Raw genomic sequence first — 14535 nt, 5'->3', positions numbered from 1 at the left:
GTCTATCCTCTATTGATGCTGCGCTTTCAGTCCGCCATCGCGTTCTGCACAGTCTTTATAAAACCGGTCAGTTCCTTGATCGAGCTGTCAATGTCGGCGCGCTGTTTCTTCAGCGTATCCACCTTTTCCTGACATTTCTCGACGGTAACCTGCATCTGCGTCTTCCGGCCGTCGCCAAGATCATAGAGATCGATCATATCGCGGATTTCGGTCAGGCTGAACCCGACATTCTTAGCCCGCATTATCCAGGCAAGCCGCGCCCGGTCGCGTTTATTATAGATGCGCGACAGGCCTTTGCGATTCGGGGCAATCAACCCCTCGTCCTCGTAGAATCGCAGCGCACGTGCGGTGACGCCAAATTCTGCCGACAGGTCGGATATTGTATAGGCTTCCCGGTTTTGCAGATCGGGCGTATCAATTTCGGCGTGGTTTGGCGATTGTGACATGCAGGCCTTATAGCTTACGCTAACGTAAACGTCAATCCTCACCGCCGGGACAAAGACTTTCAAAATCATGCCCGCGGGTGGAACGGGCGACCGCATCACCCTCGCCGACCAGATAAAAGCTGACCCCGTTAAAGCCGGCGCGCGGACTGCAATAGCTCGCGCAACCTTTCGGCATAGCGCCGGGCAGACTCAGTTCGACTCCGTCAAACCGGGCGGTAAAGCTGCATTTTTCTTCGCTATTGAGGATGATACGGACATTTTCGCCATCGCGTTCGGCTTCACCCATGCCTTCGCACTTGGTGTCCGGCCCGAACATCGCGATCATCCCGACCTGATAGCCGTTTTCGTCATTGCCGACCGCGCAAAACCTGTCTGTCCCCAGATCGCTCCGTCGTTCAAAGGCACCGGAAAGCGTGACATTGCGGACGTCGGGTATGACACCAGCGTCAATCGCGGCCTGTTCCAGTGACGAAAGTTCCGTGTCCGGCTTTTCGGGACCGGATTGCTCCTGGCCACAGCCCGCCAGAACCAGAGCCAAGATCAAGGGAAGGCAGCGACTCAAACGACCGGCTCCAGCTTGCCGTCGACGATTTTCCGGTAAAAGCAGCTTCTCTGACCGGTATGACAGGCGGGACCTGCCGGCACAGCCTTGATCCAGAGCGCGTCCTGATCGCAATCAATCCGCATCTCGGTGACTGTCAATATATTACCCGATGTTTCGCCCTTCTTCCAAAGACACTGGCGGCTGCGGGAAAAGAAATGCGCGACGCCACTGTCCTGCGTCAGTTGCAACGCCTCGGCGTTCATATGGGCCAGCATCAGCAGTTCGCCCGATGAATCATCGCTGACGACCGCCGTGATCAGCCCGTTCGAATCATATTTCGGCTGCAGCATATTGCCGGACTCTCGGTCATGTTCACTTTTTGTCATAGCATGGGATTAAGGCGCGATCCGTTCCCGTGCAACGGCTAATGGCGCAATTGGCGGAGCCCCTTTCTGCCCGATCACGCAATATTATGATTTTATGACATTGGGGGCAGACAAAGCCCCCTTTCCTACCTATATGGCAGGCATCCCGCGCCCGTCCAATAACATGCCAGGTGAGATATGCTGACAACCCACCCGTTTGATGACGATAAGCTGCGGGAAGAGTGTGGCGTGTTCGGGATCGCCGGCATCGACGACGCAGCAGCCATGGTTGCGCTCGGCCTCCACGCTCTCCAGCATCGCGGACAGGAAGCAGCCGGCATCACCTGCCGCAACGGCAAGGAATTTTACAGCCACCGTGCACTGGGCCCGGTCGCCGGCAATTTCGACAGTGAAGAGATAATCAACCGTCTGCGCGGCGATTCCGCTTGCGGCCATGTCCGCTATTCGACCACCGGTGCCGGCACCTTGCGCAACGTCCAGCCGCTCGAAGCCGATCTCGCATCCGGCGGCTTTGCCATCGCCCATAATGGCAATATTTCCAATGCCCTGGCATTGCGGGACGAACTGGTTCGCCATGGCTCGATCTTCCAGTCGACTAGCGATACCGAGGTCATCATCCATCTGGTTGCGACATCCAAATATCGCACATTGCTCGACAAGTTCATCGATGCCTTGCGACAGGTCGAAGGCGCTTATTCGCTGATCTGCATGACCGCCGAAGGCATGATTGCCTGCCGCGATCCGCTCGGCATCCGCCCGCTCGTCATGGGCCGGATCGGCGAGGCCTATGTTTTCGCGTCCGAAACCGTTGCACTTGATCTGGTCGGCGCAGAATATGTCCGCAGCGTCGAACCCGGCGAACTGATCGTGGTCACCAACGGTGAACTGCGCTCGCATCGCCCTTTTCCGAACAATCAGGCCAGACCCTGCATTTTCGAACATGTCTATTTCTCGCGGCCCGATTCGATTGTCGATGGCAATTCGGTCTACAGCGTCCGCAAGGGAATCGGCGCGCAGTTGGCGATCGAAAGCCCTGTTGTAGCGGATTATGTCATTCCGGTTCCGGACAGCGGCACCCCCGCGGCGCTCGGATTCTCCGAAGAATCGGGAATCCCCTTCGAACTCGGCATCATCCGCTCGCATTATGTCGGCCGCACCTTCATCCAGCCCGGTGACGGTGTCCGCCATCTCGGCGTCAAGCTGAAGCATAATGCCAACCGTCCACTGGTCAACGGCAAGAAGATCGTATTGGTCGACGACTCGATCGTGCGCGGTACCACCAGCCTGAAAATCGTCCAGATGATGCGCGAAGCCGGTGCAGCCGAGGTCCATATGCGGATCGCCAGCCCGCCGACGATGCACAGCTGCTTCTATGGCGTGAACACGCCGAAGCGGGAAAAACTGCTCGCGGCCCGCAAATCGATCGAGGAAATGCGGGAATTCATCCAGGCCGACAGTCTGGCGTTCGTATCGATCGACGGCCTCTACCGCGCTGCGGGTGAAGAAACCCGCCATGATATCCAGCCGCAATATTGCGATGCCTGTTTCACCGGCGCCTATCCGACCGTTCTCACTGACCGCGACGGCGAGGAAGAAACGGACCAGTTGACGATGCTCAACGAGCGTTCCGATTCATCCGGCACGGCGCGAGACCATGAACCATCCGGCGACCTGCCTCGCCTCAAGCAATCAGCGAACTGACCATGAAGTTTGAAGGTCAACTGGCGCTCGTTACGGGTGCAAGCCGCGGTATCGGTGCAGCAACCGCCTTGGCACTGGCCAAGGAAGGCGCCCATGTCGTCATCACAGCGCGCAACGCCGACGGGCTCGAGAAGCTCGAGGAACAGATCCATCTGGCAGGCGGCAACGCGACCATCGCGCCGCTAGATCTGACCGACGGCGACAGTATCGGCCGTCTTGCCACCGCGATTTCCGGTCGCTGGGACGGACTGGACATTCTCGTGCTCAACGCGGCGATGCTGGGCACTCTGACCCCGGTTCCGGCCATTGATGGCAAGGAATTCAACAAGATCCTGACGCTCAACCTGATCGCGCAACAGGCCCTGATCGCCGGCTTTGATCCGATGCTGCGCAAGAGCGAAAACGCCCGCCTGCTCGCCATCACCAGCAGTGTTGGACGCAAGCCGCGGGCATTTTGGGGCGCTTATGGTGCATCAAAGGCCGCGCTTGAGACGCTTGTGCTCAGCTATGGCGAAGAAATGCGTAATCTGGGCAAGATTCGCACGGCAATTATCGATCCCGGCAAGACCCGCACCGAAATGCGCGCCAATGCCTATCCGGGCGAAGATCCGGCCAGTGTCAAACTACCATCGGTCGTCGCCGACCGGCTGGTTGAAATACTCGCCAGCGATTTCGAAACCGGCGAGCATTTCCGGATCAGCTGACCGGCGGCTCTGCAGCCACATATTTTTTCACCGCTTCAAAAAACGCGATCCGCTGGTTCTTTTGCTCGTCGGGTGACGCGCTCGGCCAGTTGCCGTTGGTCGCGATAACCAGCTTGTGCGCCGGATCGATGAAGATTCCTTGGCCGAAAATACCCTGTCCGGCGAAACTGCCGTCGTCAAAAGTCCACCATTGATAACCATAGCCGCGCCCCGGCGCCCCGATGTCAGCCTGTTTTGTACCGGCCTTGTCAAACCAGCCATCCGGGACAACAGAGGTCTCGCCGATCTTGCCGCCATTCATCGCGAACTGCCCGAACAGCGCATAGTCACGCACCGTCGCCGAGATGCAGCAGCCGCCGATTTCCTTGCCGCCCTCGTTGAGCAACCATTCGGCATCCTGCCCCATTCCATAAGGTTTCCAGACCTTTTCGGATAAATATTCAGACAAGGTCTTACCCGTTGCCTTGGCTACCAGGACACCGATCAAATTGGTCTCGCCGGTATTATATTGCCAGCGTGTCCCCGGCGTCGCCTCGTTCTTCAGCGTCTTCATATAGACGATGATAGGATCCATCCCGTCGACAGGCTTGGTATTGTTGAACAGCGCGACATCGGATTTCGGATCGCCATAATCCTCGTTCCACTTCACACCCGACGTCATGGTCAACAGCTGCAACACGGTCACCCCGTCATAGCCACTGCCCTTCAGTTCGGGGATATAGGTGGTCAAGGGATCGTCGAGCGATTTGATATGTCCGTCCTTGATCGCCGCGCCGACCAGCGTCGAGACCAGCGACTTCGCGACCGAGAAAGAGGTCCAGCGTCCATCCTTGTCGAAATCGCGGCGATATTCTTCCTTGCGGATTTTTCCGTCCTGCAAAATGACCATCCCGGCCAGTCTTTGCTGTTCCATATATTCGTCGATCGACAGCGGCTTGCCGGCAACCTCGAAGCTGTCCGGCAATGCCGTGCCGGTTGCCAAAACCTTAGGATTTTCGCCAGCCTCGATGGTGTTGGATGGCACCAATGTGTCCATCATCCGGAACGCCTTGTCCCGCTGCGCATCGGTCCAGAACAGGATATTCTTGTCGGTCGGCAGGCCAACGGCATCCGCCGCTACTTTTTGCACCTGCTCGCACGCCGTCAGGCTCAGGCAGGTTGCGCCCAGCAGCGCCAGTGTCCCCAATAATTTCATCATTCACTCCCCCGTTTTTTCATTATTTTATCAATGTTACCTGTGCGACATCGATGCCGCCACCACGAAAACCACCCTCGCAATAAGCGAGATAATAGCGCCACAGCCGGACGAAATGCTCGTCGAAACCGGTCGGCAGGTCCCCGCGGTCGACCACCTCGTCAAAGCGCTCGCCCCAGATTTTCAGTGTCTCCGCATAATCGAGCCCAAAATTCGTCTGATCGGTCCATTGCAGGCCCCGGGCTTCGGCCAGCGCGCGAAAACGGCTCTCCGACAACAACATGCCGCCGGGGAAAATATAGGTCTGGATGAAGTCGGCGCTGGCTGCATATTGTTCGAAAATATCGTCCGCGATGCAGATATATTGCAGGGCCGCCCGGCCGCCGGGCTTCAGATTGCGCGCGATGCAGTCGAGGAAATCGGGCCAATATTGCTGACCGACCGCTTCGACCATCTCGACGCTGGCAATGGCATCAAACTGCCCCTCGACATCGCGGTAATCCTGGATCAGAAATTGCGGCTCCGGGTGATGATCCCGCGCCCATGCCGTCTGTTCGTCGGACAGCGATATGCCGGTCACTTCCAGACCATGGTCGCGCGCCAGACTGCCCGACAGCGAGCCCCAGCCACAGCCGATCTCCAGCACGCTGTCGCCGGACTTGGTCGCCAATCGCTGCGCTATCGCCTCGATCTTGTTACGCTGTGCCTGCTCCAGACTATCAGCCTCATTGGCAAAAATGGCGCTGGAATAGCTCATGCTCTCGTCCAGCCAGAGCTGGTAGAAATCATTGCCGAGATCATAATGATATTGAATATTCTGCCGCGCGCGCCTTTTGTCATTGCCGCGCTTCTGGTGCCGCCGCTTTACGACCCAGTTGAAGAAACCCGAAGCACGTCCGGTGCTTTTCAGCCCCTCGCGATTGCGGGTGAACAGATCGAACACCGACACCAGATCGGGGCTGTCCCATTCGCCCAGTTCCCAGGCCCGGTACCAGCCGACCGACCCGCCGTTGATCAGCCGCAGCAACGCGTTCCAGCTGTGCAGGTTGATCTCAGCCATCGGCCCCTCGCCGCGGCCGCCCAATATCCTGGTGGTTCCGTCGGGCAGCTTTCCCTCGAACGTGCCATGGTCCATGCCGGCATCGATCCGGTCGAGAATATGGTGAAAGCCGGGCGCGAACAGGCGCGCGAAAAACCCTCCGCCCGTGGCGAAGCGTTTGCGTGCATCGAGCAGATGCTGCCCGCGTTTGGGGTTTTCGACGTTCATGGGCCCAAATATGGACCAGCGCTAAGCGCTTGGCAACGTAGAACTATCCGCTGGTTCAGTTACCCGGAGCGGCAGCAGACCCGGCGAGAATGCCGCCGTCGATATTCAGTTCAGATCCAGTGATATAGCCCGCTTCATCGGATGCCAGCAGGACAGCGATAGCCGCCACTTCGCTGGCCTTGCCGAAGCGCCGCAACGGCGTGTCGCGCACCAGAGCGGCTTCCGACTCCGCCCGCGCGGTGCCCTCCCCCAGCATCGGTTCCCACATTGGAGTCATGATCGCGGCGGGATGGATCGAATTGCAACGGATTTGCCAGCCCTGCTGCGCGCAATAAAGCGCAACCGACTTGGTATGATTGCGAATGGCCGCCTTGGAGGCAGCATAGGCCGCAGCTCCCGGAATACCGACCAGACCCGATCGCGACGAGATATTGATGATCGAGCCGTTGCCCTTGGACTTCATCGCCCGGATCGCATAGCGGCACCCGAGAAAAGTCCCGTCAAGATTGACCCGGTGCACCGCGCGCCAGTCTTCGAGCGAGGCATTTTCCGGATCATGCGGACCGATGCCCTTCTCGAAACCGGTCACACCGGCATTGTTGACGACGACATCAGCGACCGGATGCAAGGCGGCGAGCCGCTTCCAATCCGCTTCCTGCTCCACGTCGAGCAGCAATGTGTCGCAGCCGAGTTCCTCGCCAGCAGCGGCCAATGTCGCGGGATCGCTATCGGTCAGAAGAACCGTCGCGCCTTCGTCGACAAAAGCCTTGGCAATAGCCTTGCCGATGCCGCGGGCGGCGCCGGTGATGATACAAAATTTTCCTGATAGTCTGTGCATAAGAGGTCCTGAATATAGGTGTCAAAATATCCGGCCCGAAGGACCGGAATGGGTGATTTTGATATTGCCTGACGGCGACCTACTTGTTCATCGACCCGATATCCTTTGATCTGCGCGCCATTAATATCGGCTCGCTGCGCGCATTTCAATCCCCGGGTTCATTTCACCTCGGCATAGGCGTCCAGCGCCCGCTCCCGCGCTTCCTTGTGCCCGATGATCTTGGCCGGATAATCTTTGGGCTTGCAACCGTGGTCTTCCGGATCGTGAATATAGGGATCGTCAATATCGGCCAGTTCCGGGACCCATTGCCGGATATAGTCGCCCGCGTCGAATTTCTCCGACTGGGTCAGTGGCGCCATGATCCGGACGAACATGTTGCTGTCGACGCCGGTGCCGGAAACCCATTGCCAGTTGACGCTGTTGGACGCGTAATCGGCGTCGACCAGCGTGTCCCAGAACCATTGCTCGCCCTCGCGCCAGTCGATCAGCAGATGCTTGATCAGAAAGCTCGCGGCGATCATCCGGACACGATTATGCATCCAGCCGGTGGCCCAGAGTTCGCGCATCCCGGCATCGACAATCGGATAGCCGGTCTTGCCCTGACACCAGGCCTTGAAGTCGGCTTTCACCCTATCGTCACTTATGTCCCGCCACGGCAGAGCGCGCATTTTCTCGCGATAGCTCTCGCCGCCATATTGCGGGAACTGGTCGATGACATTTTGCGCATAGTCGCGCCAGACGAGCTCCTTGAGATAGGTCTCGACCTTGCTCCCCTGTCCGGCCAGCCGGTTCCAGATCCTCGTCGGGCTGATCTCGCCAAAATGGAGATGCGGCGACAGGCGCGATACAAGCTCTTCCGAAGGCAGATTGCGACCCTCGTCATATTGCGCCGCCTTATCGGCAAATTCCTCCAGATTCTCCTCCGCGCCCGCTGCGCCGGGTTGCCAGTGATCGCCAAAGGCGGCAGCCCAGTCCGGCTTGGTCGGCAATAGCCCCCAGTCACCCAGAGCATCGCTATCCGGCCAGCTGTCCGGCGTATCGAGGCTTTCAGGTGCGGGAGCGGCTTCCCCCGGCGGCATATGCTGGCGCAGCGCCTTCCAGAACGGCGTGTAGATTTTATAGGGCGTGCCAGCCCCGGTCGTCACCGTCCCGGGCGGCAGCAGATAATTGCCGTCATGGAGGATCAGCCGCGCCTCATCGCCGAGGGATTTTTCCAACATTCGTTCGGCATTGCGCCACCAAGGCTCGTAATGATGCAGCGCATGCACTTCATCCGCTCCGGTGGATTTGACAATTTCGGCCAAATGCTCTGCAGCCGGCCCCCGGCGCAGGATCAGACGTGATCCCAAAGCCTGAAAACATGCTTCCAAATCTTCCAATGACCGGTGCAGCCACCAGCGCGAAGCCCCGCCCATAGAGCGGTGTCTGGATGTTTCATCGTCGAGAATATAGACCGGAATGACCGGACCGTTCGAAGCCGCCGCTATTACGGCAGCTTGATCGGCCAGGCGAAGGTCGCGGCGGAACCAGATGATGGTTGGTTTTGTCATATCCCTCCCATGTCTCAGGGAAGCGCTTGTTCCAACCTGTCCTTGTGGACATTGGCGCGGACGGTGAACCGGTCATCGACCAGCGGGTCCATGAAGCGCTGGTCTTTGATGGTTACACGGGCACCGACCGTCTTGATGATCGGCATCCGTGACCAGAAGAGAAACGCAGCAGCATTCTTGTCCGACCTTGTCATTTCCCTTGCGAGAAACTCGCTATTTCCGGGAATTCCATGCTTCTCGCCGAGTAGCAAACCTTCAAAAAGACTATAAGATCCAGACCCGTAAGCGGATTCATTGCGCCACAATATTTCCCTTTTCCAGAACTGGAGCGGAAGCGGATTGGCTACGACCATTTCCGGCTGGTCCGCAATCGGACCGGAGTTTCCTGTTTCAGCAACATCACTATCGAGCAGCGATTTCGTTTCCGCCTCCGCCTTGCCGGTGATCATCCCATTGGCAAAAATATAGGCGCAGACTATGGCAAAGCTGATCCAGGCCGGACGCTGCCAATTGCCACCGCCCTTTTTCTCCCGCCGCCGCGAGAGCCAGACACCGGCGATCAACGCTGCCCAGATCCAGATATCGATGATGAAGATACTGTCGCCATAGAACCATTGCGACGAGAAGGGCTCGAGCAGCCGGATGCCATAGCTGTTGAGCCAGTCCAGCGCCGGGTGGCTGAGACAGCCGATATAGGCCAGCGCCAGCAGCCAGCCCTTGTGGATCGGCAAGCGGTCCGCAGGCCGTTTCCCGCGCTTCGCCTGCCAACGGTCGAACCCGATCATGATCCCGGTCAGCAACAGCGGCAAAACCAGCATCGCAATCGGCCCATGGGTGATCCCGCGCCGGATCGCCAGATGCTGCACCCCGTCCAGCAAGGTCGCCACCGCATCGATATCGGGAATATTGGCGGCGATGATCAACGTCGCCATGCCGAGACCGGTTTTCTTTTTCAGGCCCATCTGGCCGAGAACGGCACCGGCTAGGCTGTGGGTTAGATTGTCCAAATTTTTTGCTCACACGAAGACACAAAGTCACAAAGGAAGTTCCGATCTAACCATCATAATATTGATTGGCTAGTCGCTTCACACCATCTTTGAAAGTGGCTGCATCTTAGTGCCTTCGTGTCTTCGTGCGAGCCAAAAATCTTTACAGTTCCGGCCCACCCTCGGTCACGGTCCAGGTCTGACCCTTGCTCAACAAAGCCTGCAAATCCGGCGTCTTACCCGCCGCTGCCGCTTCGTTCTGAGCAACCACAGCCGCCTCAAACGTCGGCCGCGGATCGTCATAGAGGACGCCCAGCGCCATCGGGAATTCGCCGAACTGCATTTCAATCAGCATATGCGCGACCGAACGGTTGGTAACGTCGTGAACGATCACGTCAGCCGCCTGCCAGTCACCGTCGACCACATCGACGACTTCCAGCTGCAGGGTCTTGCGATTGAGCGTGATACCCTTGGTGCCCTTGCCGAACAGCATGGGTTCGCCGTTCATCAGATGCAGCTGCGTATCGGCCGCGGTTTTCTTCGCCGCAAATTCCTCGAACACATCCTTGTTATAGACGATGCAATTCTGGAAAATCTCGATGAAGGACGTGCCTTTGTGGGCATGGGCCGCCTTGAGTACGTCGGGCAGTCCTTTGTGGATATCGATCCCCCGCGCAACGAACCGCGCACCGGCACCCAGCGCAAATGCACAAGGCGATGCGGGCCGGTCGACCGAACCATAAGGCGTCGAGGGACTTTGCGTACCCTGACGGCTGGTCGGCGAATATTGGCCCTTGGTCAGTCCGTAAATTTCATTGTTGAACAGCATCACCTGGCAATCGAGATTGCGGCGCAGCAAATGCATCGTGTGATTGCCACCGATCGACAGCGCGTCGCCGTCGCCGGTGATAATCCAGACGTCGAGTTCCGGATTGGCCAGTTTCACACCGGTCGCAACCGCAGGCGCACGACCGTGGATCGTATGGAAACCATAAGTCTCCATATAATAAGGAAAGCGCGAGGAGCAGCCGATACCGCTGACAAAAACCGTCTTGGACGGATCAGCACCCAGATCGGGCATAGTCCGCTGTACGGCCTTCAGAATGGCATAATCGCCACAGCCGGGGCACCAGCGTACTTCCTGGTCGGTTTCCCAGTCTTTCAGCGTGGTCGTGATTTTGGTCATCTCGTTCATGACAAATTCTCCTCAATCGCCGTCTCGATCTCGGCGATGGTAAATGGCTGGCCGGAAACCTTGTTTACCGGCTTGGCATCGACCAGATACTGGTCGCGCAACAGGGTTTTCAGCTGTCCCATATTCATTTCCGGTACGATCACGCGGTCGTAGCCCTTCAGCAGGTCGCCGAGATTTTTCGGCATCGGCCAGATATTCCGGATATGGATATGGGCGACATCCTTGCCTGCTTCGACAGCCCGGCGGACCGCCTGATGGATCGGCCCGAAGGTCGAACCCCAGCCGACAACCGCCAGCTTGCCGCCAGCCTTGCCCAGCGCGACATCCTGATCCGGGATGCTGTCCGCAACACCCAAAACCTTGTCACGGCGGATTTCGGTCATTTTCTGGTGGTTGGCCGCGCCATAATCGATATGCCCGGTATCAATGCCTTTTTCGATGCCGCCAATACGGTGCATCAAGCCCGGCGTGCCCGGTTTGATCCATGGCCGCGCCAGCTTCTCGTCGCGGGCATAAGGCTTCAATCCGCCTTCCGGCATCGTTTCCAGGAATGTGGTCGGGAATGGTTCGATACCGCTGACATCGGGGATCTTCCACGGCTCCGCCGCATTGGCAATATAGCCGTCGGTGAGCAGCATGACCGGAGTCATATATTGTACCGCAATCCGCACCGCCTCGATCGCGCATTCAAAGGCGTCGCTGGGCGAGCGCGCTGCAATGATCGGCATCGGCGCATCGCCGTTGCGGCCATAGACAGCCTGATAGAGATCCGATTGCTCGGTCTTGGTCGGCAGTCCGGTCGAAGGTCCGCCGCGCTGCGAATTGACGATGACCAAAGGTAGCTCGGTCATGATCGCCAGCCCCATGGCCTCGCCTTTCAGCGCAATGCCGGGACCGGATGACGAGGTAATACCGAGTTTACCGGCATAGCTTGCGCCAATCGCTGCTGCGATCGCGGCGATTTCGTCTTCCGCCTGAAATGTGGTCACGCCAAATTCTTTCAGCCGCGACAAATGGTGCAGGATCGCCGAGGCCGGGGTGATCGGATAGCCGCCAAAGAACATCGGCAAGCCGGCGAGCTGCGCGCCAGCGACCAGACCGAGCGACAGCGCTTCTGCGCCAGTCACCGTGCGATATTTGCCCGGTGCCGAGGGAGCGGCACCGACTGTGCGCGACGTAAGATGGCCGCTGCCAAGACCGTCACCGGACAGTTCAGCGGTTTCGCCATAAGCATGGCCGGCGTTGAGCGCCGCGATATTGGCTTCCGCAACATCCGGCAATTTCGCGAATTTGCCTTTCAGCCAGTCGACGATCGGCTGCCGGTCGCGCTCGAACATCCAGAGCGCGAGGCCCAGCGTCCACATATTCTTGCAGCGCAGGGCTTCCTTGTTGCCAAGGCCGAACGGCTTCACCGCTTCCAGCGTCAGCGCGGAAATATCCAGCTTGAGCAATTGCCATTTCGCCAGGGATCCGTCTTCCAGCGGATTATTCTCGTATTTCGCCTTGTCGAGATTCCGTTTCCCGAACTCGCCAGCGTCAGCGATGATCAGACCGCCAGCGCGCAGCGCATCGACATTGGTCTTCAGCGCTGCCGGGTTCATCGCGATCAGCACATCGGGCTGGTCACCGGCGGTTTCGATCGCGCGACTGCCGAAGTTGATCTGGAAAGCGGACACGCCGAATAAAGTGCCCTGCGGCGCCCGGATTTCAGCGGGGAAATCGGGGAAAGTCGCAAGATCGCTCCCCGCCAGCGCCGTCGACAGAGTGAACTGCCCTCCGGTCAGCTGCATCCCGTCGCCGCTATCGCCAGCAAAACGCACGACGACATTCTCGGCGCCTTCGGGATGGGGACTATTCGGTTCTTCCTGCTTCAATGCGGTGGCCATAATGGATTTTCCGTGCCTTTATAATTATTACGCAAACCGCCCTAGAGCAGCAATGCGCCCCGCTTCAAACCACAAAAACTAATAGGGATAAAGCATTTGTTTGGGACGCCCGTCCCGATTAGCGCTTGCCTAGTGATCATAGCCTGATCTAATCGATCAGTTAAACGCTAGGAGATGATCGATGACTGACGCTTATGTACGCCCCGATGTGCAGATGATTTTGACGATGATGGCCCAATCGGACCAGCCGCTCATGTCAGACGTCGAACCCGCCGTAGCCCGCGAAATGTATAATATGATGGGCGCAATGCTGGAGGCAGACGCAGTCGATCTGGCGCGGATAGAAGATATCGCCTGCCCGGGTCCAGCGGGTGACATAGCGCTCCGCCTATATGATAGCCAGGCCGAACGAAGCGCGGAAACACCCGTTATCATGTTTTACCATGGCGGCGGTTTTGTCATTGGCGACCTGGAATCCCATCATAGTTTCTGCACTTATATCGCGCGGGAAACGGGCATCCCGGTCGTAGCGGTCGATTATCGCATGGCCCCGGAAGCCCCCTTCCCAGCGGCACCGCAAGACAGTCTTGCCGCGACGCGCTGGGTTGCCGACAATCAGGCACAGCTCAAGCTCAAGATCAGCGGCCTGATCCCCTGCGGCGATAGCGCTGGCGGCAATCTTGCATTGGTCGTTGGACAAATATTCGCAACCGAGCCAGCATCGGTTCCCGTCATCGCCCAATTCCCCATCTATCCTGCAACCCGCATGGATGCAGAGGGTGGATCGATGGACGAATTTGCCGAAGGCTTTCTGCTCACCAAAGCAAGCATGGAATATTTTGACAGCCATTATGCCCCGAACGACGATGATATTCACGTATCACCCTATCTCGGCGACCTTGCCAAATCGCCGCCAACAGTACTGATCACCGCCGGCCTCGATCCACTGCGCGATCAGGGCCGCGATTATGCCGCCGATTTGATCCGCCACGGTGTGAACACGCATTTCATCGAAATGGCAGGCAATGTTCATGGCTTCATCAATCTCCGCAAGGCAGTGCCTTCGGCGCAACAGGATGTCGACAAGATGATTACAGCCTGGAAGACATTGCTCGCATCGCTGGAATCATAGAGCGTAACGCTTGCCGGAATTTGTTAGAATATCGGTAGCGTTTCCCTATTAATTATCCCGCACGCAAATGTTTGAAGCCTGAAGCAAGAGTAGCTTGGTTAGGCAGTGATAAATGCGCTATGAACGCCTCCAAAATTCTTGTCCTGTCGCGCCCCGGGGATTCGCCTGACTTATGTCAGGGATCCCGCGCAGCAGGACATTTTTGAAAGGCAGAATAAAATCGATTATAGCAATCTCCCATATCGGCCGTGCGCCGGTATCATGCTCGCCAACCGGGAGGGCCAGGTATTTGTCGGCCAGCGACTGGACGCCGCCGACAGCCAATATCCCGACGCATGGCAAATGCCGCAAGGCGGGATCGACAAGGGCGAAAAAGCCGAAGCAGCAGCCTTGCGCGAACTGCGCGAGGAAACCGGAGTTGTCACTGACCTTGTCCAGATCATTGGCCGCAGCACCGAAGAATATCTGTACGACCTTCCCGACGAGTTGCTCGGCAAGATCTGGAAAGGCAAATATCGCGGCCAGCGGCAAAGCTGGTTTCTGATGCGTTTCACCGGCGATGACGATCATATTGATATCCAGACCGAGCATCCGGAATTTAAAAACTGGAAATGGACAGACCCCCAAGGCTTGCCAGATATCATCGTTCCCTTCAAAAGGGATCTGTATCGGGCGGTATTGAAAGAGTTTTTACCGCTGATCTAG

The 14535-nt window shown here is 57.9% G+C and carries 14 protein-coding genes; 4 read left to right on the top strand and 10 right to left on the bottom strand.

Annotated elements, in window-relative coordinates:
* Positions 1-26 precede the first annotated feature (26 nt).
* The 3 genes from AACZ86_RS04330 to hisI are packed head-to-tail and all read right to left on the bottom strand — an operon-like array spanning position 27 to position 1376.
* Positions 27-446, bottom strand: a complete 420-nt coding sequence (locus AACZ86_RS04330) for a MerR family DNA-binding transcriptional regulator (protein ID WP_339689638.1) — start codon at positions 444-446, stop codon at positions 27-29.
* 31 nt (positions 447-477) lie between these two features.
* Complete coding sequence (locus AACZ86_RS04325) at positions 478-1008, bottom strand: hypothetical protein (protein ID WP_339689636.1); 531 nt, start codon at positions 1006-1008, stop codon at positions 478-480.
* Positions 1005-1376: a phosphoribosyl-AMP cyclohydrolase gene (hisI, locus tag AACZ86_RS04320; RefSeq protein WP_339689634.1), complete on the bottom strand. Its 372-nt coding sequence runs from the start codon at positions 1374-1376 to the stop codon at positions 1005-1007. Before hisI ends, AACZ86_RS04325 begins: the two co-directional genes overlap by 4 nt.
* Positions 1377-1553: 177 nt before the next feature.
* Between hisI and purF the strand changes: the two genes are divergently transcribed.
* The gene (gene purF, locus AACZ86_RS04315; RefSeq protein ID WP_339689632.1) at positions 1554-3077 is read left to right on the top strand and encodes an amidophosphoribosyltransferase; all 1524 of its coding nucleotides are present in this window, start codon (positions 1554-1556) and stop codon (positions 3075-3077) included.
* 2 nt (positions 3078-3079) lie between these two features.
* Entirely contained in the window at positions 3080-3781 is a 702-nt protein-coding gene (locus AACZ86_RS04310; RefSeq protein WP_339689631.1) for an SDR family NAD(P)-dependent oxidoreductase, read from the top strand.
* Here the strand turns inward: AACZ86_RS04310 and AACZ86_RS04305 are convergent.
* The 7 genes from AACZ86_RS04305 to AACZ86_RS04275 form a co-directional block, all read right to left on the bottom strand.
* Complete coding sequence (locus AACZ86_RS04305) at positions 3774-4979, bottom strand: serine hydrolase domain-containing protein (RefSeq protein WP_339689630.1); 1206 nt, start codon at positions 4977-4979, stop codon at positions 3774-3776. The two genes, AACZ86_RS04310 and AACZ86_RS04305, sit on opposite strands and share 8 nt — an antisense overlap.
* Before the next feature lie 19 nt (positions 4980-4998).
* A complete protein-coding gene (locus tag AACZ86_RS04300; RefSeq protein WP_339689629.1) occupies positions 4999-6243 on the bottom strand; it encodes a cyclopropane-fatty-acyl-phospholipid synthase family protein in 1245 nt (414 codons plus the stop codon).
* 55 nt (positions 6244-6298) lie between these two features.
* A complete protein-coding gene (locus tag AACZ86_RS04295; protein WP_339689627.1) occupies positions 6299-7081 on the bottom strand; it encodes an SDR family oxidoreductase in 783 nt (260 codons plus the stop codon).
* Positions 7082-7239: 158 nt separating this feature from the next.
* Positions 7240-8631, bottom strand: a complete 1392-nt coding sequence (locus tag AACZ86_RS04290) for a deoxyribodipyrimidine photo-lyase (RefSeq protein WP_339689624.1) — start codon at positions 8629-8631, stop codon at positions 7240-7242.
* 14 nt (positions 8632-8645) lie between these two features.
* A complete protein-coding gene (locus AACZ86_RS04285; RefSeq protein ID WP_339689622.1) occupies positions 8646-9638 on the bottom strand; it encodes a metal-dependent hydrolase in 993 nt (330 codons plus the stop codon).
* Positions 9639-9780: 142 nt separating this feature from the next.
* Positions 9781-10812: a 2-oxoacid:ferredoxin oxidoreductase subunit beta gene (locus tag AACZ86_RS04280; RefSeq protein WP_339689621.1), complete on the bottom strand. Its 1032-nt coding sequence runs from the start codon at positions 10810-10812 to the stop codon at positions 9781-9783.
* Positions 10809-12698, bottom strand: coding sequence for a 2-oxoacid:acceptor oxidoreductase subunit alpha (locus AACZ86_RS04275; protein ID WP_339689619.1), 1890 nt, complete (start codon positions 12696-12698; stop codon positions 10809-10811). The genes AACZ86_RS04280 and AACZ86_RS04275 overlap by 4 nt, the downstream gene beginning before the upstream one ends.
* A gap of 181 nt (positions 12699-12879) precedes the next feature.
* On the opposite strand from AACZ86_RS04275, the gene AACZ86_RS04270 reads away from it, so the two are divergent.
* Positions 12880-13830, top strand: a complete 951-nt coding sequence (locus AACZ86_RS04270) for an alpha/beta hydrolase (RefSeq protein ID WP_339689616.1) — start codon at positions 12880-12882, stop codon at positions 13828-13830.
* Between the two features lie 198 nt (positions 13831-14028).
* Positions 14029-14535 carry an RNA pyrophosphohydrolase gene (locus AACZ86_RS04265; RefSeq protein WP_339690240.1) on the top strand — a complete coding sequence of 169 codons (507 nt, stop codon included), beginning with the start codon at positions 14029-14031 and terminating at the stop codon, positions 14533-14535.

This window comes from uncultured Parasphingorhabdus sp., assembly GCF_963975735.1.
Taxonomy (GTDB): Bacteria; Pseudomonadota; Alphaproteobacteria; order Sphingomonadales; family Sphingomonadaceae; genus Parasphingorhabdus.
This window is presented reverse-complemented; position numbering and strand designations above follow the sequence as displayed.

Excerpts from the sequence above, each read along its gene's own strand:
- AACZ86_RS04290 (WP_339689624.1), bottom strand. The coding sequence starts at position 8,631 with ATGACAAAACCAACCATCATCTGGTTCCGCCGCGACCTTCGCCTGGCC.
- AACZ86_RS04300 (WP_339689629.1), bottom strand. The coding sequence starts at position 6,243 with ATGAACGTCGAAAACCCCAAACGCGGGCAGCATCTGCTCGATGCACGC.
- AACZ86_RS04310 (WP_339689631.1), top strand. The coding sequence starts at position 3,080 with ATGAAGTTTGAAGGTCAACTGGCGCTCGTTACGGGTGCAAGCCGCGGT.
- hisI (WP_339689634.1), bottom strand. The coding sequence starts at position 1,376 with ATGACAAAAAGTGAACATGACCGAGAGTCCGGCAATATGCTGCAGCCG.
- AACZ86_RS04270 (WP_339689616.1), top strand. The coding sequence starts at position 12,880 with ATGACTGACGCTTATGTACGCCCCGATGTGCAGATGATTTTGACGATG.
- AACZ86_RS04305 (WP_339689630.1), bottom strand. The coding sequence starts at position 4,979 with ATGATGAAATTATTGGGGACACTGGCGCTGCTGGGCGCAACCTGCCTG.
- AACZ86_RS04275 (WP_339689619.1), bottom strand. The coding sequence starts at position 12,698 with ATGGCCACCGCATTGAAGCAGGAAGAACCGAATAGTCCCCATCCCGAA.
- AACZ86_RS04330 (WP_339689638.1), bottom strand. The coding sequence starts at position 446 with ATGTCACAATCGCCAAACCACGCCGAAATTGATACGCCCGATCTGCAA.
- AACZ86_RS04280 (WP_339689621.1), bottom strand. The coding sequence starts at position 10,812 with ATGAACGAGATGACCAAAATCACGACCACGCTGAAAGACTGGGAAACC.
- AACZ86_RS04295 (WP_339689627.1), bottom strand. The coding sequence starts at position 7,081 with ATGCACAGACTATCAGGAAAATTTTGTATCATCACCGGCGCCGCCCGC.
- purF (WP_339689632.1), top strand. The coding sequence starts at position 1,554 with ATGCTGACAACCCACCCGTTTGATGACGATAAGCTGCGGGAAGAGTGT.